The 19,337-nt window shown below is 69.8% G+C and carries 22 protein-coding genes and 1 tRNA gene; 15 read left to right on the top strand and 8 right to left on the bottom strand.

Annotated features, from left to right (window positions below; all coding sequences use genetic code 11):
* Positions 1-86: 86 nt before the first annotated feature.
* Positions 87-317: a hypothetical protein gene (locus MRBLWH3_RS14165; protein WP_363433117.1), complete on the bottom strand. Its 231-nt coding sequence runs from the start codon at positions 315-317 to the stop codon at positions 87-89.
* The gene (locus tag MRBLWH3_RS14160; protein WP_363433114.1) at positions 311-1,792 is read right to left on the bottom strand and encodes an SDR family NAD(P)-dependent oxidoreductase; all 1,482 of its coding nucleotides are present in this window, start codon (positions 1,790-1,792) and stop codon (positions 311-313) included. The genes MRBLWH3_RS14165 and MRBLWH3_RS14160 overlap by 7 nt, the downstream gene beginning before the upstream one ends.
* 49 nt (positions 1,793-1,841) lie before the next feature.
* On the opposite strand from MRBLWH3_RS14160, the gene MRBLWH3_RS14155 reads away from it, so the two are divergent.
* Complete coding sequence (locus tag MRBLWH3_RS14155) at positions 1,842-2,258, top strand: NUDIX hydrolase (protein ID WP_363433111.1); 417 nt, start codon at positions 1,842-1,844, stop codon at positions 2,256-2,258.
* A 6-nt stretch (positions 2,259-2,264) separates the two neighbouring features.
* Here MRBLWH3_RS14155 and MRBLWH3_RS14150 read toward each other — a convergent pair whose 3' ends face one another.
* The gene (locus tag MRBLWH3_RS14150; protein ID WP_363433109.1) at positions 2,265-2,804 is read right to left on the bottom strand and encodes a YaeQ family protein; all 540 of its coding nucleotides are present in this window, start codon (positions 2,802-2,804) and stop codon (positions 2,265-2,267) included.
* A 50-nt stretch (positions 2,805-2,854) separates the two neighbouring features.
* Here MRBLWH3_RS14150 and MRBLWH3_RS14145 point away from each other — a divergent pair, with 50 nt between their 5' ends.
* On the top strand, positions 2,855-3,268 hold the full coding sequence (locus MRBLWH3_RS14145; RefSeq protein ID WP_363433107.1) for a YkvA family protein: 414 nt from the start codon (positions 2,855-2,857) through the stop codon (positions 3,266-3,268).
* A 7-nt stretch (positions 3,269-3,275) separates the two neighbouring features.
* Here the strand turns inward: MRBLWH3_RS14145 and MRBLWH3_RS14140 are convergent, their stop codons facing one another.
* Together MRBLWH3_RS14140 and MRBLWH3_RS14135 are read right to left on the bottom strand one after the other, a co-directional pair.
* The gene (locus MRBLWH3_RS14140; protein WP_363433104.1) at positions 3,276-3,854 is read right to left on the bottom strand and encodes a hypothetical protein; all 579 of its coding nucleotides are present in this window, start codon (positions 3,852-3,854) and stop codon (positions 3,276-3,278) included.
* Between the two features lie 52 nt (positions 3,855-3,906).
* Positions 3,907-4,734 carry an inositol monophosphatase family protein gene (locus MRBLWH3_RS14135; protein ID WP_363433102.1) on the bottom strand — a complete coding sequence of 276 codons (828 nt, stop codon included), beginning with the start codon at positions 4,732-4,734 and terminating at the stop codon, positions 3,907-3,909.
* Positions 4,735-4,827: 93 nt separating this feature from the next.
* Here MRBLWH3_RS14135 and MRBLWH3_RS14130 point away from each other — a divergent pair.
* A tRNA-Lys gene (locus MRBLWH3_RS14130) sits at positions 4,828-4,900 on the top strand.
* A 51-nt stretch (positions 4,901-4,951) separates the two neighbouring features.
* Here MRBLWH3_RS14130 and MRBLWH3_RS14125 read toward each other — a convergent pair.
* The gene (locus MRBLWH3_RS14125) at positions 4,952-6,184 is read right to left on the bottom strand and encodes an MFS transporter (protein WP_363433099.1); all 1,233 of its coding nucleotides are present in this window, start codon (positions 6,182-6,184) and stop codon (positions 4,952-4,954) included.
* Positions 6,181-6,639: a MarR family winged helix-turn-helix transcriptional regulator gene (locus MRBLWH3_RS14120; protein WP_363433097.1), complete on the bottom strand. Its 459-nt coding sequence runs from the start codon at positions 6,637-6,639 to the stop codon at positions 6,181-6,183. Before MRBLWH3_RS14120 ends, MRBLWH3_RS14125 begins: the two co-directional genes overlap by 4 nt.
* Before the next feature lie 216 nt (positions 6,640-6,855).
* Between MRBLWH3_RS14120 and MRBLWH3_RS14115 the strand changes: the two genes are divergently transcribed.
* The 9 genes from MRBLWH3_RS14115 to MRBLWH3_RS14075 are packed head-to-tail and all read left to right on the top strand — an operon-like array spanning position 6,856 to position 15,603.
* The gene (locus MRBLWH3_RS14115) at positions 6,856-8,055 is read left to right on the top strand and encodes a substrate-binding domain-containing protein (RefSeq protein WP_363433095.1); all 1,200 of its coding nucleotides are present in this window, start codon (positions 6,856-6,858) and stop codon (positions 8,053-8,055) included.
* A gap of 19 nt (positions 8,056-8,074) precedes the next feature.
* Complete coding sequence (locus MRBLWH3_RS14110) at positions 8,075-8,887, top strand: ABC transporter ATP-binding protein (protein ID WP_363433093.1); 813 nt, start codon at positions 8,075-8,077, stop codon at positions 8,885-8,887.
* Positions 8,884-9,624 (top strand): ABC transporter ATP-binding protein, encoded by a 741-nt coding sequence (locus MRBLWH3_RS14105; RefSeq protein WP_363433091.1) that lies wholly within the window; start codon positions 8,884-8,886, stop codon positions 9,622-9,624. The genes MRBLWH3_RS14110 and MRBLWH3_RS14105 overlap by 4 nt, the downstream gene beginning before the upstream one ends.
* Positions 9,621-10,496 (top strand): branched-chain amino acid ABC transporter permease, encoded by an 876-nt coding sequence (locus MRBLWH3_RS14100; protein WP_363433088.1) that lies wholly within the window; start codon positions 9,621-9,623, stop codon positions 10,494-10,496. Before MRBLWH3_RS14105 ends, MRBLWH3_RS14100 begins: the two co-directional genes overlap by 4 nt.
* Positions 10,493-11,650, top strand: a complete 1,158-nt coding sequence (locus tag MRBLWH3_RS14095) for a branched-chain amino acid ABC transporter permease (RefSeq protein WP_414685373.1) — start codon at positions 10,493-10,495, stop codon at positions 11,648-11,650. Before MRBLWH3_RS14100 ends, MRBLWH3_RS14095 begins: the two co-directional genes overlap by 4 nt.
* Positions 11,647-13,272, top strand: a complete 1,626-nt coding sequence (locus MRBLWH3_RS14090; RefSeq protein WP_363433086.1) for a class I adenylate-forming enzyme family protein — start codon at positions 11,647-11,649, stop codon at positions 13,270-13,272. The genes MRBLWH3_RS14095 and MRBLWH3_RS14090 overlap by 4 nt, the downstream gene beginning before the upstream one ends.
* Complete coding sequence (locus MRBLWH3_RS14085) at positions 13,269-13,946, top strand: TetR/AcrR family transcriptional regulator (RefSeq protein WP_414685372.1); 678 nt, start codon at positions 13,269-13,271, stop codon at positions 13,944-13,946. The genes MRBLWH3_RS14090 and MRBLWH3_RS14085 overlap by 4 nt, the downstream gene beginning before the upstream one ends.
* Before the next feature lie 32 nt (positions 13,947-13,978).
* Positions 13,979-14,698 carry a 3-hydroxybutyrate dehydrogenase gene (locus MRBLWH3_RS14080; RefSeq protein WP_363435518.1) on the top strand — a complete coding sequence of 240 codons (720 nt, stop codon included), beginning with the start codon at positions 13,979-13,981 and terminating at the stop codon, positions 14,696-14,698.
* The gene (locus tag MRBLWH3_RS14075; RefSeq protein WP_363433084.1) at positions 14,695-15,603 is read left to right on the top strand and encodes an alpha/beta hydrolase; all 909 of its coding nucleotides are present in this window, start codon (positions 14,695-14,697) and stop codon (positions 15,601-15,603) included. The genes MRBLWH3_RS14080 and MRBLWH3_RS14075 overlap by 4 nt, the downstream gene beginning before the upstream one ends.
* A gap of 147 nt (positions 15,604-15,750) precedes the next feature.
* On the opposite strand, the gene MRBLWH3_RS14070 is transcribed toward MRBLWH3_RS14075, so the two are convergent.
* A complete protein-coding gene (locus MRBLWH3_RS14070; protein WP_363433081.1) occupies positions 15,751-16,539 on the bottom strand; it encodes an IclR family transcriptional regulator in 789 nt (262 codons plus the stop codon).
* 108 nt (positions 16,540-16,647) lie between these two features.
* Here MRBLWH3_RS14070 and MRBLWH3_RS14065 point away from each other — a divergent pair, with 108 nt between their 5' ends.
* The 3 genes from MRBLWH3_RS14065 to MRBLWH3_RS14055 are packed head-to-tail and all read left to right on the top strand — an operon-like array spanning position 16,648 to position 19,284.
* Positions 16,648-17,448 (top strand): CoA transferase subunit A, encoded by an 801-nt coding sequence (locus tag MRBLWH3_RS14065; RefSeq protein ID WP_363433078.1) that lies wholly within the window; start codon positions 16,648-16,650, stop codon positions 17,446-17,448.
* A gap of 1 nt (position 17,449) precedes the next feature.
* Positions 17,450-18,103 (top strand): CoA transferase subunit B, encoded by a 654-nt coding sequence (locus MRBLWH3_RS14060; protein WP_363433076.1) that lies wholly within the window; start codon positions 17,450-17,452, stop codon positions 18,101-18,103.
* Positions 18,100-19,284, top strand: a complete 1,185-nt coding sequence (locus MRBLWH3_RS14055) for an acetyl-CoA C-acetyltransferase (protein ID WP_363433073.1) — start codon at positions 18,100-18,102, stop codon at positions 19,282-19,284. Before MRBLWH3_RS14060 ends, MRBLWH3_RS14055 begins: the two co-directional genes overlap by 4 nt.
* The last annotated feature ends 53 nt before the right edge of the window (positions 19,285-19,337 follow it).

The raw sequence follows: 19,337 nt of genomic DNA, 5'->3' as shown, positions 1-19,337 counted from the left end.
ACCGTTGTGGATGCGGAGGAGTCCTGCGACGGTGCTCATCGGACTTCCGAACCAAGAGCGGGACGAGGTTCTTCCCGATCAACCGCTCATTCGATCGGCGGAACAGGGCGCCGCGGCGCACGAGGTGCGGGCGGGGGCGGCACCTCCTTCGCGGCGATGATCGCGCCGCGCGGGATGCGCTCGACACCGCGTTTGCCGTCGACCACGACGTAATCCTCGTCGGTGCTCAGGAGCTCGCCGAGGGCATCCGTCGCCTGGCCCGTGGGCAGGATGTAGCGCACCACCACCCGCCGACCCGGCCCAGGCAGGTTCACCATTGCCCGGGCGCGTAGTCCTTGAGGAAGACGCCGAACAGGTCTTCGCCCGCCTCACCGCGCACGATCGGATCATAGACGCGGGCGGCGCCGTCGACGAGGTCCAGCGGCGCGTGGAAGCCTTCCTCCGCGAGGCGCACCTTCGTCGGGTGCGGGCGCTCGTCGGTGATCCAGCCGGTGTCGACGCTCGTCATGAGGATGCGATCGGTCTCGAAGAGCTCGCGCGCGCTCGTGCGCGTCAGCATGTTGACGGCCGCCTTGGCCATGTTGGTGTGCGGATGCCCCGGCCCCTTGTACCCGCGATTGAAGACGCCCTCCATGGCGCTGACATTGACCACGTACGTCCTGCGGGCCGGGCTCGCGGCCAGCGATGCCCGCAGCTTCGACACGAGCAGGAACGGTGCTGTCGTGTTCGCGAGCTGCACCTCGAGCATCTCGAGCGGGTCGACCTCGTCGACGCTCTGCACCCACGAATTGGTGTGATCGAGGTCGGGGATCAGCCCGCCGGCATCGATGGCGGTGCCGGCCGCGAGGCGCTCGAGCGAGCTGGAACCGGCAGCCATGGCCTGCTCGGTCAGCTCGTCGGCACGCGCAGCGGCCGCGGCGAGGATCGGATGAGCGGTGACCGAGCGCTCCAGTGCCTGCGGGTGGCGGTCGTTCGTGTGGCCGAATGTGACCAGCTCCGGCAGAGGCCCATCGGGGAGCGGTGCGAGTTCGGCGTCGACGAGCGGCTGGTACGCACCGGGCGAGCGGCGCACGGTCTGGGTCGCGTTGTTGATCAGGATGTCGAGCGGACCTGCAGCCGCGACGTCCTCCGCCAGCCCGATCACCTGGGCGGGATCGCGCAGGTCGATGCCCACCACCTTCAGGCGATCGATCCATTCCGGGGCGTCGGGGAGGCCGCTGAAACGGCGCACGGCGTCGCGGGGGAAGCGCGTCGTGATCGTGGTGTGCGCGCCGTCGCGCAGGAGGCGCAGCGCGATGTACATGCCGATCTTCGCGCGGCCGCCGGTGAGCAGCGCGCGCTTGCCGGTGAGATCGGTGCGCGCGTTGCGCTTCGCGTGGCTCATCGCCGCGCACGTCGGGCAGAGCTGGTGGTAGAACGCGTCGACGATCGTGTACGGCTGCTTGCAGATGTAGCAGGCGCGCGGCTTGAGGAGAGTGCCGGCGGTGGGCGCGGTCGTGGACGAGCTGATCGGGATGCCGCGGGTCTCGTCGTCGATGCGGTCCGGCGCCCCTGTGGCCGTTGCGGCGACGACAGCGCGGTCGGCGGAGGCGATCGCCTCGCGGATCTCGCGGCGCCGCACCTTCTTGACCGCCTTGAACATCGCGGCGGTCGCCCGGCGGACGGCCACGTAATCGGGGTGCGACTCGTCGACACCCGGCATGATCGCGAGCACCCGCAGGGTGGTCGCCAGATCGTCCGGGTCGATGCCGCTCGGCGGCAGGTCGGAGGGCGCGGGGGAATCGGGAAGCACACGTGATTCTACGCCAGGCCGATTCGGCGGTTCCTGTTAGCGTGCCTTCGTGAGCACCTCGAACCCGGCATCGACGTCGACGCGCAGCATCCGTGTGTCAGCCGCTGTCATCCTGAACGACCGCGATGAGCTCCTGCTGGTGCGCAAGGCCGGCACGACGGCGTTCATGCAGCCGGGAGGCAAACCCGAACCGGACGAGACGGCGGCCGAGACGCTGAGCCGAGAACTGTTCGAGGAGCTGGGGCTTTCGGTGGAGCCCGATCGGCTGGATTCGCTGGGCCTGTTCACGGCGGCCGCGGCGAACGAACCGGGCTTCCTCGTGGTGGCGGACGTGTTCGTCGCTGACATCGGCGATCAGGTGCCGGTGATCGACGCCGAGATCGAGGAGCTGCGGTGGGTCTCCCGTGCCGATGCGCAGCACCTGGAGATCGCGCCGCTGGCGCGGGAGAACTTCCTGCCGGCTTGATCAGGCTCAGCCGGCCGTGATCTCGTGGATGTCGGACTCGAAGGACGAGCCGTTGAGGTCGAGGTAGAGGCGCCTCTCCGTGATCGAGAGGATCATCGTGTTACGCCGCTCGAGCGCTGAGGTGGCCGAATCGAAGAAGCCGGGGTCGAAGCTGTAGAGCTTCACCTCGTCGGCGCGATGGATCTTCTTGCCCGCCCACGGAGCGGCCACCTTCACCGGATCGCGGTGCGTGTACACGGCGACGCGCGCGCCCGCGAGGCTGCCCGTGTGCAGGCGGGCGGCGTCCGGGGCGCCCACCTCTATCCAGGCGACGAGCGCGCCGGTGAGATCGCGTACGAGCACGGCAGGTTCATCCGTCGCGGAGATCCCCTCACTGAACCCGATGCCCTCCTCGTATTCGAGCGCGTACGCGAGCACGCGCGTCAGCATGAACGCGTCGGTCTCGGACGGATGCCGCGCCACCCGCACCGAGAGATCCTCGTAGACGCTCCGATCGACGTCGGCCAGCTGGATATCGAAGGTGTACATCGTCACGCCGATCGCCATGGGAATCGAGCCTACGGTGTGCCGTCGGGGCAGGGTGTTACAGTCGACGGATGCCGGACTGGGCCGTCGCCGTCATCTCCGCGGTCGGCGGGCTCATCATCGTCTGGCTGGTGCTGCTGCTCATCCTGTGGGTGCAGCAGCGCCGAGCGGGTCGCAACGTTGACTGGCGCCAGATCATACGACTCGTCGCCGACGTCGTCGTGCTGCTGAAGCGCCTGATCGTCGATCCCGAGGTGCCGCGGGCCACCCGGTGGTGGCTCGGCGGGCTGCTGGCGTACCTGCTGCTGCCGATCGACCTGGTGCCGGACTTCATCCCGGTGCTCGGATACGCGGACGATGCGATCATCGTCGCGATCGCGCTGCGGTACGCGATCCGAACAGCCGGGACACCCGCCATCGAGCGCTGGTGGCCGGGGACGCCGGAGGGACTCGGCAGCCTGCTCTCGCTGGTGGGCGCGCGCTGAGCGTGGATCAGCTCTTGGGCCACTCGATCAGGAGGAGGCCCTGCTTCGTGTCGGCCACCTTCACCTGGCCGGACGTGAAGAGGTACGTCATGCCGTAGCCCTCGGCATCCGTCGCGATCGCGGTGTCGGCGCTCTCCGTGATGTACACGCCTGCGGCGTCCTCTTCGCGCACCCAGCCCTGGGCCTCGAGCTCTTCCTGCAGGTCCGCGGCCTGGTCGTCTGCGAGAGGTGCCCAGCCGAACATCTGCCCATGGTCGCCGGCGGGACCCTCGAAGTCCGCCCACATGCACTGGAGGCCGTCCTCGATCTCCGTGCTGCCGATGTACAGCGGCGACGCCTGCGAGCTCCACCCGAGGTTCTCGAAGTTCGCCACGACCGACTCACCGATGATCGTGGTGCAGGTCGGATCCTCGGTCGAGGCGGGCGCGGGCTCGGGCGTCGCCGAAGGCTCGGGCGCGGCCGCGGTGGGCGTCTGGCCGTTGCCCGTCTCTTCCGGCACCGGCTCGGGTGCGCCGGCGCAGGCCGTCAGAACGAGCGCCGAGAGGGCGAGGGCGGCGGCTGCGCCGAGGATGCGAGTGGCAGGCATCAGAGAGACTCCGTGGGGGATAGGAGGCGGTCGGGTGTCAGGCGGTACGGGATCAGGCGGAGTGGAGCAGGTCGAGATAGGCGGAATGGAGCACGCGGTTGGTCGCGAGCGAGGAACGCCCGGAGATCGAGTCGTCGCCGTCGAACGATGTGAACTTGCCGCCGGCCTCGGTCACGATCGGCACGAGCGCGGCGATGTCGTACTCCTTGACGTCGAACTCGGCGACGAACTCGAGGCGCCCCTCGGCCAGCAGCATGTACGGCCAGGCGTCGCCGTAGCCGCGATCGCGCCACACCGACGAGGTCAGCCGCTCGAGCGCGTCGAGCTTGCCGGCATGGCGCCACTGCCCGATGCTCTGGAAGCTCACGCTGGAGTCGGCGATCGCATCCACCGTCGACACCGCGAGGCGCTTCGTCGCACCCGTCGGCGTGTTGGTCCAGGCGCCGAGTCCGGTCGCCGCCCACCAGCGCCGGCCGATGGCGGGCTGGCTGGCCACCCCCACGCGCGGCACGCCGTCGATCGCGAGGGCGATGAGGGTCGTCCACATAGGGATGCCCTTGAGGTAGTTCGCGGTGCCGTCGATCGGGTCGATGATCCACTGCCGCGCCGAATCGCCCGTGACGCCGTACTCCTCGCCGAACACGCCGTCACCCGGGCGTTCGAACTCGAGCAGGTCGCGCAGGGCGCGCTCCGTGGCGAGATCGGCCTCGGTGACGTGGCTCGCGTCGGCCTTCAGGTGGACGTCGAGATCGGCCGCATCGAAGCGGGACATGGATGCCGCATCCGCCGCATCGGCCAGACGCAGGGCGAGATCGAGATCGGCCCGGAGATCTCCCTCGAACGGCGTGTCGAACGTCGAAACGGGGGAGGGGGAGGTCACGGATCAAGGATAGCCGGAGGCCCTCCCGCCTCGATTTCACGAGACGCGATCGTGATGCTAATGTTGATCCTCGTTCGCCTCGTCGTGAACAACGCACCTCTAGCTCAATCGGCAGAGCAACTGACTCTTAATCAGTGGGTTCTGGGTTCGAGTCCCAGGGGGTGCACAACTGAGAAGGGCGGTCCGCAAGGACCGCCCTTCTGCCGTCTCCGGCGACTCAGCCCGCGTCGCCCACGAGGACCGCCGCGGCCTCCTCCGCGGCATCCGCTTCGCGCTCGTCTATGCGCGCGAGCGCGCGCCGGCCCAAGAGGATCGTGCCCGTCGCGGCGACGACGGATGCGGCGGCGAACAGATACGGCACGGTCGGGCCGTACAGGTGCCAGAGCAGGGCGGCGAGCGGGGGAGCGGCGGCACCGCCGAGGAAGCGGACGGCCGAGTACGACGAGGAGGCGACCGAGCGGGGGAGGTCGGTCGCCTCCATCACCGACTCGGTGAGCACGGTGTTCATCACACCGAGGAGGAGTCCGCCGACGATGATCGAAGCGACGAGCGCCGCAGCGTCATCGACGACGACTCCGGCGACGACCAGGTCGATCGCGAGCAGCGGCAGTGTCAGGAGCATGACGGTGGTGCGGGCCATGAAGCGCAGCAGCAGCGGTGCGACCCACACGCTCGTGATCGCGAGGGCGACGCCCCAGCCGAAGAACGTGAAGCCGATGCCCATCGCTCCGAAGCCGAGCGGGAACGGCGAGAACGCGAGCAGCACGAAGAAGCCGATGTTGTAGAACAGCGCTGCGACGGCGAGTACGGCCAGCGACGGAATGCGGAGCGCTGTGAAGGGCGCCGAGAGCGGCACAGGCACCGGCTTCTCGATCGGCCCGCGCAACAGCACGAGCACGGCGACGAACGCGATCGCCATCAGCGCCACGACGCCGAAGAACGGTCCGCGCCAGCTGATCTCGCCGAGCAGGCCGCCCAGGAGCGGACCGACCGCGATGCCGAGACCCAGTGCGGCCTCGTAGAGCACGATCGCTGCACCGCTGCCGCCGGACGCGGCCCCGACGATCGTCGCGAGCGCTGTCGAGATGAACAGGGCGTTGCCGAGGCCCCACCCGGCGCGGAAGCCGATGATCGCGTCGACGCTGCCGCTCAGCGAGCAGAGCAGCGCGAACACCACGATGAGCGCCAGGCCGATGAGCAGGGTCGCCTTCGCGCCGATGCGGCTCGATATCCAGCTCGTGACGAGCATCGCGAGACCCGTGACCAGCAGATAGCTGGTGAAGAGGAGCTCGGTCTGCACCGGGCTGGCCTCGAGCGACTCTGCGATCGCGGGCAGGATCGGGTCGACGAGCCCGATGCCCATGAACGCGACGACGCACGCGAACGCCACCGCCCACACCTGGGCGGGCTGGCGCCATTGTGAGTCGGTGCTGTGCCCGTGCGCGCTCATCGGGTGGCCTCGGCCGTGCCGGCGGCCGACGCGGTGCGCGTGCGGTCGAGCGTGCGCGTGAGGACGGAAGCGGTCGTCCGGAGGGCTTCCCACTCATCGGGTTCCAGGTCCTCGAAGTGCGGGGCGAGCGCGGCGGTGAGCTGCAGCAGCCACGTCTGGAGCGCTTCGAGGCCGAGCGCGGTCACCTCGACGACCGTCGCCCGCGAGTCCGCGGCATCCGTCGTCCTCAACACCAGCCCGTGGTCGGTCATGTGACCGATCAGCCGCGTCATGCCGGGCTGGGTCACGCGGCTGAGGCGGGCGAGCTCACCGACGCGCAGCGCGCCGTGGTCCCGCAGGATCGTGAGCGTCCGCCACTGCGCGGCGGGGGTCTCGCTGGCGGTCTCGAGCGCCGCGACGCGGGTGAGCGCGTGGGCGGCGACGATGAGGGTCTCGATGTCCTGATCGTGGGTCACGGAAAAAGCATACCTTTGATATATACCAAAGGTATGAAGTAAGTGGATGCCCCACCCCACCGTCGCGATTCGGTAACGACGGTCGGGGAACAGGGTCGCCGACTTGACCTCGACGCCCTTGCCTTCGTAGATTGCAAGAACCTGAATCGGATCTCATGTTTGAGTTCGACGCACCGGTTCACGCACCAGATCCTTCCAATGGGGAAAGGCACGCACATGCGGGTTACGAAGAAGTTGCTCCTGGGCTCCGTGGTCGTCACGGCAGCGCTCGCCCTGGCGGCCTGCGCGCCGACCACCGAGACGCCGTCCGGCGAGGTGACCGACGGCGGACCGTCCGAGGTCACCGTCGGCATCGTCACCAGCGAGTCCGGTCCGCTCGCCGGCTACGGCAAGCAGTACCTCGACGCGTTCAAGGCGGGGCTCGACTACGCCACCGACGGCACCGGCGAGATCGACGGCACGACGATCAACGTCGAGTACCGCGACGACGCGGGCGATCCCGACAAGGCGGTCACCGCCGTCAAGGAGCTCATCGGCTCGGGCGTCGACATCATCGCCGGCACCGCCTCATCTGGTGTCGCTCTGGCCGTCGCCGAGCAGGCCGAGCAGAACAAGGTGCTCTACATCTCCGGCCCCGCCGCTGCCGACGCGATTACGGGCATCAACGACTACACGTTCCGCTCGGGCCGCCAGAGCGCGCAGGACGTCGCGACGGCGGGCACGTTCCTCGACGACATCGAGGGCAAGACGGTGACCGTGTTCGCACAGGACAACGCGTTCGGCCAGGGCAACGTGGCGGCGGTCGAGGCGATCCTCGGCGGACAGGGTGCGTCCGTGAACTCCGTGCTCGTCGCCGAGGACGCCACCGAGTTCACGCCGTTCGCGCAGCAGGTGCTCGCCGGCGCGCCCGACCTCGTGTTCGTCGCGTGGGCGGGTGCGACTTCCGGCGCGATGTGGCAGGCGATGAGCCAGCAGGGCGTCCTCGACGAGATCCCGGTCGTGACCGGCCTCGGCGACTCGGCGACGTTCGGCGCCTACGGCGAGGCATCCGAGAAGATCAACTTCCTCAACCACTACTTCCCCGAGGCGCCCGACAACGACGTCAACTCCGCCATGGTCGAGGCGATCGAGGACGCAGGGGGCACGCCCGACCTGTTCAGCCCCGACGGCTTCAACGCGGCGATCATGATCGTCCACGCGATCCAGGAGGGCCAGGGCGACGTCGACGCGATGGTCTCGGCGCTCGAGGGCTTCGAGTTCGAGGGCCCGAAGGGCACGATGGCGGTGCGGGAGGGCGACCACGCCCTCATCCAGGAGATGTACCAGGTGAAGCTCGTCGCCGACGGCGGCACCTTCGTGCCCGAACTCGTCGACACCGTCTCGGCGGACGACGTCGCTCCCGCCGAAGCCGACTGATCAGGGGCTTCGCGAAACGATGAACACCACAGTCCCGTCCGCACCCGTCGCGGAGTCCGCACGCCGCGGATCTCCGCTGAAGATCGAGGGCCTCGGCCTGCAGATCGGCGGCGCGACGATCCTGAAGGACGTCGAACTCGACGTCGACGCGGGCTCCCTCGTGGGCGTCATCGGTCCGAACGGCGCCGGCAAGACCACGCTCTTCAATGTGATCTCCGGGCTCATGAAGCCCACTGCCGGCCGCGTCGTGCTCGACGACCGAGACATCACGACGGCGTCGGTGCCCGCGCGGGCGCGGGCGGGACTGGGGCGCACCTTCCAGACCTCGAGCCTGTTCCCCAAGCTGTCCGTGCTCGAGAATGTGCGTGTGGCCGCCCAGGTGCCGCTCGGCGGCTCGGGCTCGCTCCTGCATTTCCCGAAGCGGACGGATGCCGCCACGGAGGTCGCGCTGGACAAGCTCGAGGCCGTCGGGCTCAGTCACAAGCGTGGCGCGCTCGCGGGCGACATCTCGCACGGCGACAAGCGCAAGCTCGAGATCGCGGTGCTGCTGGCCACCGAGGCGAGCATCGTGCTGCTCGACGAGCCCATGGCGGGCGTCGCCTCGGGCGACGTCGCCGGGCTCGTCGACAACATCCGCCAGATGCAGCGCGAGAAGGGCTGCACCCTGCTGATGGTGGAACACCATATCGACGTCCTCATGGGGCTCGTCGAGAAGGTCGCAGTCATGTATTTCGGCACGATCATCGCCTATGACACGCCGCAGCGGATCATGGACGACCCTCTCGTGCAGAGCGCGTACCTCGGCACCGGATCGGCGGGGGAGGCGGCATGAGCAGCATCGATGCCAGGGGCGGCGCGGCCAGCGCCGCCATTCTCACCGTACGGAACCTTCGGTGCACCATCGCGGGTCAGCAGGTCGTGGAGGACGTCTCGTTCGACGTGCCCGCCACCGGCATCACGGCGGTGCTCGGCCGCAACGGTGTCGGCAAGACGTCGTCGCTGCGCGGCATCCTCGGGCTCATGGCGCGTCGCGGTGAGGTGACGCTCGCCGGCGAGCGCATCGACGGCCTGCCGACGCACCGCATCGTGCGGCGCGGCGTCGGGTACGTCCCTGAGGACCGCGAGGTCTTCTCGAAGCTCACCGTCGCCGAGAACCTTGCTCTCGCGGAGCGACAGCGCAACCCGCGACACGAGTTCGTGGCGCACCTCTTCCCCGACCTCGTCGCCCGTCGCGATCAGCAGGCCGGCACGCTCTCCGGCGGCCAGCAGCAGATGGTGTCGGTCGCGCGGGCACTGCTCAACGACAACCGGCTGCTGCTCGTCGACGAGCCCACCAAGGGCCTCGCCCCGAAGATCGTCGCCGAGGTCGCCGAGGCCCTCCAGGAGGCGTCGACGTCCGTTCCGATCCTCCTGGTCGAACAGAACCTGGAGGTCGTGCGCCGCCTGGCCGACGACGCCGTCGTCATCGCCGGCGGGCGCGTCGCGCACGTCGGCAAGGCGCGCGACATCCTCGACGATGAGGACCTCACCCGCCGCCTCCTCGGCGTCCACGTGGAGCACGCTGCATGAGCACCCTCGTCCTCACCCTCATCACCGGCGTCGGTCTGGGCGCCCTCTACTTCCTGGTCGCGAGCGGGCTGAGCCTCATCTACGGACTCATGCACGTGCTCAACTTCGCGCACGGCGCGTTCCTCACGCTGAGCGCGTTCATGGGCTTCATGGTCGCGCAGGCGCTCGGCACCGAATCGTGGGGATCGTTCCTGCTGTCCGTCGTCGTCGGCGCGGGCGTGGGCGCCGTGTTCGCGACGCTCACCGAGTTCGTGCTCATCCGCCCGCTCTACGAGCGGCATATCGAGCAGGTGCTGGTGACGGTCGGCCTGTCGTTCGCCTCCGTCGCGCTCTTCGAGGGGATCTGGGGCACCGACCCCATCCACATCGGCGGACCCCCGTGGCTCACGCAGACGACGAACGTGCTCGGCGCCCGCATCCCGAACACCTACTGGGTGCTGATGATCGCCGCGGTGCTCGTGCTGGCCGCCCTCGTGCTGTTCCTGCAGAAGACGCGCTACGGCATGATCATCCGCGCCGGCGTCGAGAACCGCTCGATGGTGACGGCGCTCGGCATCGACGTGCGGCGCTCGTTCACCCTGGTCTTCGCGATCGGCGGCGCGGCGGCGGGAATCGGCGGGGTGCTCGCGATGCACTACTCGACATTCGTGTCGGCGCACCTCGGACAGACGCTCCTCATCTTCGCGTTCATCGTCACCGTCGTCGGCGGCCTCGGCTCGCTCACCGGTGCCGCGGTCGCATCCGTGCTGGTCGCGGTGCTGCAGCAGTTCGCCAATTTCTACCTCGGCGGCACCGGCGACTTCATCGTCGTCATCCTGCTGGCGCTCGTGCTGCTGGTGCGCCCGACCGGACTCCTCGGGAGGAAGGCATGACCCTTCGACAGGCTCAGGGCCCGCATGCCGCCTCCTCGCGCAGCATCCGTCGCTTCATTCCCGCCGTTGTCGGCGTCCTGCTCGTCGCTTTCATGGCGGCGCTGCCGCTGCTCAACCTCTCGCTGCCGGGCATCCTGCCCACACCGACGTACATGCCGGGAACGCTCGCGCTGCTCTCGCTGTGCATGGTGTTCGCGGCGCTCGCGCTGTCGTACAACCTGCTGCTCGGCTCAGGAGGGATGCTGTCCTTCGGCCACGCTCTCTACTTCGGCGCCGGCGCCTACGGGCTGGGCATCGCGCTCGAGCACTTCGGCGTGCCGCTCTGGCCCGGCGTCTTCATCGCGTTGATCGGCGGCATGGTGATCGCGCTCGTGACCGGCGCCGTGTCGATGCGGGTCTCGGGCATCCCGTTCGCGATGGTGACGCTGGCGTTCGCGCAGGCCGGCTCGGTGCTCGTGCGCCGCAACTCGCAGGTCACCGGCGGCGAGGAGGGGCTCAGCCTCAACACGGCGCAGGTGCCCGACTTCCTCATCGGGGTCGTGAACACGCGCAACCTGTACTGGTTCACGCTTGTCGTGCTCGTGGTGGTGTATCTCGTGGTGCTGTGGGTCGACACCTCGCGTCTGGGGCACCTCGCCCGGGCGACGCGCGAGAACGAGCGGCGCGTGCGCGTGCTCGGGCTCTCGCCGTACCGCGTGCGACTCATCGTGTTCGTCATCGCCGCGGGGCTCGCCAGTCTCGCCGGCGTGGCGTACATGCTGCTGCAGTCGGGCACCGTCCCGCGGTCCGTGTCGGCCGACCTCACGATCACCGTCCTGGTGATGGTGGTGCTGGGTGGCGTCGGATTCCGCTGGGGTGCCATCGTGGGCGGTGTGCTTTACACGCTGCTCGATCAGCGACTCACGGTGTTCGCCGGCTCCGACGCCATCGCCGGGCTTCCCGACGTGCTGCGGATTCCGCTGTCGGAGCCGCTGTTCCTTTTCGGAGTGCTCTTCATCGTCGTGGTGATGTTCCTCCCGGGCGGTATCGCGGGAACGCTCGACGCTGCGGTCCGGCGCCGCCGCGGCGAGAAGGTGCGCGGGTCGCTGCGGCAGCTCGACGACGCCGAGCTGGCACCCGAGACGGCCGACGCGCCGGCGGAGGTGCGCGCATGAGCCGGACCGCCGACCCCGACCTCGACGACGGACCGCACACGATCGGCCGGTGGATCGTCGACCGGGCGACGCGCTCGCCGGGGCGCATCGCCATCGACGACCGCGGCGTGACGGTGGACTATGCGACGCTGGCGGCCCGCGCGACGGAACTGGCCGAGGCGCTGCGGCAGGCGGGCTACGGGCCCGGCGCTCGCGTGGCGACGGTGTCGGGCAACTCCACCGACCACGTCGTGGCGTTCTTCGCGTGCGCGATCGCGGGCGTCGCCTTCGTGCCGCTGTCGTGGCGGCTCACTCCGCGCGAGCTCGCCGAGGTGCTCACCCGGTCCGCTCCGGCTCTGGTGCTGATCGAGGACGAGCACGCAGCGCTCGCCGGCGAGGCGCTGCGCCTCGCGGACGGGATGCCGCGCGCCGCGGCGCTCGGAACCACAGGGGTCGAAGCATCCGTTCCTCGCGCGGTGAGCCCCATGGCGCGCCGGCCGGTGCGCGACGACGACCCGCTGCTCGTCATCTTCACGTCGGGCAGCGAGGCCGCGCCCAAGGGCGTCGTGCTGACGAACGCCAACTGCTTCTGGAACAATCTCGCCCTCGCGCAGGCGCTGCCGCTCACGCAGGACGACGTCGTGCTCGCGATGCTCCCGCAGTTCCACGTCGCCGCGTGGAACTGCCAGCCGCTCCTGGCGTGGTGGGTCGGAGCGACCGTCGTGCTCGAGCGCTCGTTCCAGCCGGCGCGCGTACTGCGGCTGATCGAGGACAGGCAGGTCACCGCGATGATGGGCGTGCCGACGCAGTACGCGCTGCTCGCGGGAGACCGCGAGTGGCGGCAGACGGATGCCTCATCCCTGCGCCTCGCCCTGGTCGGCGGCGCCACGATGCCGGCATCGCTGCAGGAGGCGTGGACGGCGCGGGGCGTCCCGCTGACGCAGGGCTACGGGCTCACTGAGGCGGCGCCCAATGTTCTGCACCTGCCCGCCGCGGAAGCGGCCGGGGCGCCGGGCGCGGTCGGCCGGCCCTACCCCCACGTGTCGGTGCGCATCGTCGACCCGGCGTCGGAGCTCGCGCTGGAGGGCGAGGCCACCGGCGAGCTGTGGGTGCGTGGTCCGAGCGTCTTCGCCGGCTACCTCGGCGACGACGACGCGACCGCCCGCGCGATGAGCGGCGAGTGGCTGCGCACCGGCGATCTCGCATCGCGCGACGCGTCCGGCGTCTACCGCATCGTCGACCGACTCAAGGACATCTTCATCTCGGGTGGCGAGAACGTCGCCCCGGCGGAGGTCGAACACGCCCTCTGCCTGCACCCGCTTGTGGAGGCGGCCGCCGTCGTGGGCGTGCCGGACGCGGTGTGGGGCGAGCGCGGGGTCGCGTTCGTGGTGCCCGCCGGCGGAGCCGCGCTCTCGGCAGACGAGGTGCTCGCGCACGCGCGGCGCAACCTTGCGGCCTTCAAGATCCCGGTCCATGTGGCGATCGTCGACACGCTGCCGCGGTCGACGATCGAGAAGCTCGCACGATCGCGTCTTCGCGACGAGGCGAGGCTGCTGGTCGAACCGCTCCGGGACCAGGAAGATCGTGCTGGGGAGCGCGCGCCCGCAGTGGTGCGCGAGCGTACGAAGGGGGAATCCCGATGAGCATGTCCGATGAAATCGTCGACCGGGAAGAGGAGCTGGTGTCGTCCGCCACGGGGCGCCCGCTCACCAAGCGGGGCGAGGCGACGAGGCGCCGCCTGCTCGAGGCAGCGGAGCTCGTGTTCGCCGAGCAGGGCTACCACGAGGCATCCATCGTCAAGATCACCGAGCGCGCGGGAATCGGTCTCGGCACGTTCTACCTGTACTTCGACAGCAAGCAGGCGATCTTCGAGGCGCTCGTGCTCGACCTCAACCGCCGCGTGCGCCACTCGATGTCGGAGGCGATGGCCGGGGCATCCGGTCGCCTCGAGGCGGAGCGTGCGGGCTTCGCAGGTTTCTTCCGGTTCACGGCGGCGCACCCGGCTCTGTATCGCGTCGTGCGCGAAGCCGAGTTCGTCTCGCCCGAGGTGCTGCGCACGCACTACACGCGCATCGTCGAGGGTTACGAGGCCGGACTGCGCGCCGCGCAGGCGACCGGTGACGTCGACCGCGCCCTGGACCCCGAGACGACGGCCTGGGCCCTCATGGGCATGGGCGAGCTCATCGGCATGCGATTCCTGCTCTGGGAGCGTGACGCCGACGGCAAGCCGCCTGCACAGCTCGACCCGGTCGTGTTCGCCGGCATGACCCGGTTCATCGACAACGCGCTCGCGCCGCGAGCGGGAGAGACGGAGTGACGGTGGAGAAGGATCTCGCGGGCAAGCGCGCGATGGTCACCGGTGGGGCGAGCGGCATCGGCCTCGCGTGCGCCCACGAATTCGCTGCGCGCGGCGCGCACGTCGTCATCGCGGATCTGAACGCCGATGCCGCGACGGATGCTGCCACCGCCGTCGGCGGTGAGCCGTGGGTCGTCGACCTCGCCGACACCGCCGCACTCGACGACCTGACGCTCGACGTCGACATCCTCGTGAACAACGCCGGGATCCAGCGCGTCGCGCCGATCGCCGAGTTCGACCCGGACGTGTTCCGGCTCATCGTGCGGCTCATGCTCGAGTCGCCGTTCCTGCTCATCCGCGCGGCGCTGCCGGCGATGTACGAGCGGGGCTGGGGACGCGTCGTCAACATCTCGAGCGCGCACGGCCTGCGGGCGAGCGCCTTCAAGTCGGCGTACGTCTCGGCGAAGCACGGACTCGAGGGGCTGTCGAAGGTGACCGCCCTCGAAGGAGCACCGCACGGTGTGACGAGCAACTGCATCAACCCTGCCTACGTGCGAACCCCGCTCGTCGAGAAGCAGATCACCGATCAAGCCAAGGTCCACGGCATCGCCGAGAGCGAGGTCGTCGAGAAGATCATGCTCACCGAGAGTGCCGTGAAGCGGCTCGTGGAGGCCGACGAGGTCGCCTCTCTCGCGGGGTGGCTCGTGTCGGACAGGGCCGGCATGGTCACGGGCGCCTCGTACACGATGGACGGCGGATGGACCGCGCGATGAGCCACGCGTATCGGACGATCGATGTCCCCGTCGACGGCGGCGCGCTCCGCGCAGGTGTGTGGGAGCCTGCGGATGCTGCAGCCGACGCTCCTACCGTGCTGCTGGTGCACGGCGTCACGGCGTCGCACCTCGCGTGGCCGTTCGTCGTGGACCGCCTGCCGAGGGTCCGCGTCGTCGCACCCGACCTCCGAGGACGCGGACGCAGCAACGGCATCGAGGGCGCCGCGGGGATGGCCGCTCACGCCGCAGACCTCGCAGCGCTGCTGGATGCGCTCGGGATCGAGCGCACGGTGGTCGTGGGGCACTCGATGGGCGGGTTCGTGTCCGTCGTGTTCGCGCACCTGAACCCCGAGTGCGTGTCGCGGCTGCTGCTCGTCGACGGCGGGCTGCCGCTCGATGTCCCGGCTGGGCTCAGCACCGACGAACTCGTCGCGGGCATTCTCGGTCCCACGGCGGCGCGTCTGTCGATGAGGTTCGCGGGCACGGGGGAGTACCTCGACTTCTGGCGGCAGCATCCGGCGTTCACCGGCGTATGGACGCCCGAACTCGAGCGCTACCTCGCCTACGACCTGGTGGACGACGGCGCCGGTGGGTTCCGCCCGGCGACCAGCTACACGACGACCGCGGACGACACCGTCGACATGAACACAGGCACGTCGCTGCCGGCAGCGCTGGCCGGGCTGCAGCATCCGACCCGCCTCATCACCGTGCCGCGCGGCCTGCAGAACGAGCCGCCCGGCCTGTACGCCCCGGAGCACCTGGACCGGCTGCTCGCGGAGCACCCCGCGGTCGAGCACGAGCGGGTCGAGGGATTCAACCACTACACGATCGTCATGTCTCCCGCAGGTGCCGACGTGGTCGCCGCCGCGATCCGCGAGGAGCTCTCGGCGGTTCCCGCCCAGTGATGCTCACCTGTCGCGATTTGTCGTAGCGCGCAGCGCTTTGTGACAGGTGAGCGAAATCCGGGGTTGGGTCGCTGATGCTCACCTGTCACGATCTGTCGTGGTGGGCAGCGCTTTGTGACAGGTGAGCGAAGACGCCGAGGGAACCGGTCAGCGCGATGCGGCGATGCGGGTGGTGAGCTGGTGCGCGTGCGCGAGCAGCGTGCGGCCGAGCTCGGGGAGGCGGTCCGGACCGAAGCGGAACTCGACGCCGGTGAGGCTCAGCGCCCACTGCGGGTGGCCCTCGCGCGTGAAGACCGCGGCGCCTATGCCGTAGGAGCCCTCGACGATGAGCCCGGGATTCACGGCGTAGCCGCGCTCCTGCGTGTCGCGCAGGCGGGTGCGCAGGCGTTGCACGCTGTGGGCGACACCCCATTCGCGCGGAAGGTCGGGGTGACGCTCGAAGTAGGCGTCCACATCGTGGGGTGGCAGGAACGACAGGATCGCGAGACCGGCCGAGGCGACGCCGAGTGGGAACCGCACGCCCTCCGAGAGCACGAATGAGCGGATCGGAAAGCTCCCCTCCTCGCGCAGGAGGCACACCGTCTCGTCGCCGCGGCGCACCGAGAGGAACGCGCTCTCTTCGGTGCGCACCGCCAGCGAGCGCACGATGTCGCGCGCGACCGCGGTGATGTCGTAGCGGGATGCCGCGACCGTGCCCATCAGATACAGCTCGGGCCCGGGCATCCATCGCCCGCTGCGCTCATCCTGATCGACCAGGCCTTCGTGGCGCAGCGCGGTGAGCAGGCGGTGCGTCGTGGGGCGCGTGAGACCGGCGCGGCGAGCGAGCTCGGCCACCGGCATCCCGTCGTTTCCTCCTGACGTCACCAGGCGCAGGAGCTGGGCCGCGCGAGCGACCGACTGGGCTCCGGGAACGCTGCGCTGGGCGGTGGTGTCCACAATATGGACGCTACGGGGCTGGGCGGCCACATGGCAAGCGGGGAAGTGGTGCGGTCGCCCTCGGAGCCGCAGGATGGACATCGAGCGACCGGAATGCAAAGGAGCAGAATGATCGACAAGACCTGGGGATCGGCGGCCGAGGCCGTCGCCGACATCCCCGACGGCGCGTCCCTCGCGGTGGGAGGGTTCGGGCTCTCCGGCAACCCCATCGCACTCATCGAGGCGCTGCTCGCGCAGGGCACGAGCGACCTCAGCATCGTCAGCAACAACTGCGGCGTCGACGACTGGGGGCTCGGCATCCTGCTGAACGCCAAGCGGATCCGCAAGATGACCTCGTCGTATGTCGGGGAGAACAAGGAGTTCGAGCGGCAGTTCCTGTCGGGGGAGCTCGAGCTCGAGCTGACGCCGCAGGGCACGCTCGCCGAGAAGCTCCGGGCCGGCGGCTCGGGCATCGCCGCGTTCTACACGCAGACCGGTGTCGGCACGCAGGTCGCCGAGGGCGGGCTACCGCGCCGCTATGCCGCCGACGGCAGCATCGCGGTCGCGTCCCCGGTCAAGGACGTGCGCACCTTCGACGTGTCGGGCGCCCCGCGCGACTACGTGCTGGAGGAGGCGATCGTCACGGACTTCGCCCTCGTGCACGCGTGGAAGGGCGACCGCCACGGCAACCTCGTCTTCAACAAGGCCGCCCGCAACTTCAACCCGCTCGCCGCCATGGCGGGTCGCGTCTGCATCGCCCAGGTCGAGGAGCTCGTCGAACCGGGCGAACTCGATGCCGACAGCATCCATCTCCCCGGCATCTACGTGCACCGCATCGTGGAGGTCGGACCCGACATCGAGAAGCGCATCGAACGGCGCACGGTCAGCGTCGCGCAGGCCGCATCGCGCGAGATGCCGGAAGGAGCCTGACGTGCCCCTCACCCGCAACGAGATGGCCGCGCGCGCGGCCCGGGAGCTCGCCGACGGCGCGTACGTGAACTTGGGCATCGGCCTGCCGACACTGGTGCCCAACTTCGTGCCCGACGACGTGACGGTCGTGCTGCAGTCGGAGAACGGCATCCTCGGCGTCGGCCCGTACCCGACCGAGGAGAAGGTCGACCCCGATCTCATCAACGCCGGCAAGGAGACGGTGACGACGCTGCCGGGTTCCGCCTTCTTCGACTCGGCGACGAGCTTCGGCATGATCCGCGGCGGCAAGATCGACGCCGCGATCCTCGGCGCGATGCAGGTGTCGGCCACGGGCGACCTCGCGAACTGGATGATCCCCGGGAAGATGGTGAAGGGCCCCGGCGGCGCAATGGACCTGGTGCACGGCGCCGCGAAGCTCATCGTGCTCATGGAGCACGTCGCGAAAGACGGCTCGGCCAAGATCGTGAACGAGTGCTCGCTGCCCCTCACCGGGCGCGGCGTCGTCGACCGCATCATCACGGACCTGGCGGTCATCGATGTGACGGATGCCGGACTCGTGCTGGTCGAGACGGCCCCCGGCGTCACGGTGGAAGAGGTCATCGCGGCGACCGAACCGGAGCTGACGGTCGCCGTCGGAGAGAGAATCGAAGCATGAACCACGACGACGTCGTCATCGTCGCCGCTGCGCGCACACCGCAGGGGCGGCTGAAGGGGCAGCTGGCTCCGCTCACCGCGGTGCAGCTGGGCAGCGCCGCGATCAAGGGCGCACTGGAGAAGGGCGGCATCCCCGCCGACGCCGTGGACGCGGTGCTCGTCGGCCAGGTGCTCCCGGCCGGATCCGGGCAGAATCCCGCGCGCCAGGCGGCGGTGGGCGCCGGAATCGCCTGGGACGTCCACTCCGGATCGGTCAACAAGGTGTGCCTCTCCGGGCTCACGGCCATCATCGACGGCGCGCGCATGCTCGCCGTGGGCGACGCGACCGTCGTGGTCGCCGCCGGAATGGAGTCGATGACCCGCGCCCCGCACCTGCTCATGGGCTCGCGCGACGGCTGGGCGTACGGCTCGATCGAGGTGCTCGACCATATGGCCTATGACGGCCTCACCGACGCGTACGACCGCGAGAGCATGGGCGCGTCGACCGAGCGGCACAACGATCGGCTCGAAGTGACGAGAGAAGCTCAGGATGCTGTCGCCGCCAGGTCGCACCAGCGTGCGGCGACCGCGCAGACCGAGGGCGTGTTCGACGCCGAGATCGTCCCTGTCGAGATCCCGCAGCGCAAGGGCGCCCCGGTCGTCGTGACGAAGGACGAGGGGGTCCGCCCGGAGACCACCGTCGAAACGCTCGCGGGCCTTCGGCCTGCCTTCACATCCGGCGGGTCGATCACGGCGGGCAACTCGTCGCAGATCTCGGACGGCGCGTCCGCAGTCGTCCTGACCACGCGCTCGCACGCCGATGAGAACGGCTGGGACGTGCTCGCGGTCGTCGGTGCGTCCGGTCAGGTCGCCGGCCCCGACAACTCGCTGCACTCGCAGCCCGCGCGCGCGATCGAGAAGGCACTGGCCAAGCAGGGCATCGCCGCGGGCGACCTCGACATCGTGGAGATCAACGAGGCGTTCGCAGCGGTGGTGGTGCGCTCGCAGGCGGAGCTCGGCCTGCCCGACGACGTGGTCAACCCGCACGGCGGCGGCATCGCGATCGGACACCCGATCGGCGCATCCGGCAACCGCCTCGTCGTGCACGCCGTGCACGAGCTGGTCCGCCGCGGCGGTGGCACGGCGGCGGTCGCGCTCTGCGGTGGCGGCGGTCAGGGAGACGCGCTCATCCTCACGCGCTGAGAGCACGTGATGCGGAAGCGCCACGAGACCCGGCCGGTCTCGTGGCGCTCCTG

The organism is Microbacterium sp. LWH3-1.2 (assembly GCF_040675855.1).
GTDB lineage: Bacteria > Actinomycetota > Actinomycetes > Actinomycetales > Microbacteriaceae > Microbacterium.
The sequence above is the reverse complement of the archived record's forward strand: the minus strand, read 5'-3'. Positions and strand labels throughout refer to the sequence as shown.

Coding starts and splice junctions, on each gene's coding strand:
- MRBLWH3_RS14055 (WP_363433073.1), top strand. CDS start 18,100: ATGAACCACGACGACGTCGTCATCGTCGCCGCTGCGCGCACACCGCAG.
- MRBLWH3_RS14080 (WP_363435518.1), top strand. CDS start 13,979: ATGGTCACCGGTGGGGCGAGCGGCATCGGCCTCGCGTGCGCCCACGAA.
- MRBLWH3_RS14140 (WP_363433104.1), bottom strand. CDS start 3,854: ATGCCTGCCACTCGCATCCTCGGCGCAGCCGCCGCCCTCGCCCTCTCG.
- MRBLWH3_RS14125 (WP_363433099.1), bottom strand. CDS start 6,184: ATGAGCGCGCACGGGCACAGCACCGACTCACAATGGCGCCAGCCCGCC.
- MRBLWH3_RS14095 (WP_414685373.1), top strand. CDS start 10,493: ATGACCCTTCGACAGGCTCAGGGCCCGCATGCCGCCTCCTCGCGCAGC.
- MRBLWH3_RS14090 (WP_363433086.1), top strand. CDS start 11,647: ATGAGCCGGACCGCCGACCCCGACCTCGACGACGGACCGCACACGATC.
- MRBLWH3_RS14085 (WP_414685372.1), top strand. CDS start 13,269: ATGAGCATGTCCGATGAAATCGTCGACCGGGAAGAGGAGCTGGTGTCG.
- MRBLWH3_RS14065 (WP_363433078.1), top strand. CDS start 16,648: ATGATCGACAAGACCTGGGGATCGGCGGCCGAGGCCGTCGCCGACATC.
- MRBLWH3_RS14165 (WP_363433117.1), bottom strand. CDS start 317: ATGGTGAACCTGCCTGGGCCGGGTCGGCGGGTGGTGGTGCGCTACATC.
- MRBLWH3_RS14145 (WP_363433107.1), top strand. CDS start 2,855: ATGCCGGACTGGGCCGTCGCCGTCATCTCCGCGGTCGGCGGGCTCATC.
- MRBLWH3_RS14110 (WP_363433093.1), top strand. CDS start 8,075: ATGAACACCACAGTCCCGTCCGCACCCGTCGCGGAGTCCGCACGCCGC.
- MRBLWH3_RS14100 (WP_363433088.1), top strand. CDS start 9,621: ATGAGCACCCTCGTCCTCACCCTCATCACCGGCGTCGGTCTGGGCGCC.
- MRBLWH3_RS14075 (WP_363433084.1), top strand. CDS start 14,695: ATGAGCCACGCGTATCGGACGATCGATGTCCCCGTCGACGGCGGCGCG.
- MRBLWH3_RS14105 (WP_363433091.1), top strand. CDS start 8,884: ATGAGCAGCATCGATGCCAGGGGCGGCGCGGCCAGCGCCGCCATTCTC.
- MRBLWH3_RS14115 (WP_363433095.1), top strand. CDS start 6,856: ATGCGGGTTACGAAGAAGTTGCTCCTGGGCTCCGTGGTCGTCACGGCA.
- MRBLWH3_RS14150 (WP_363433109.1), bottom strand. CDS start 2,804: ATGGCGATCGGCGTGACGATGTACACCTTCGATATCCAGCTGGCCGAC.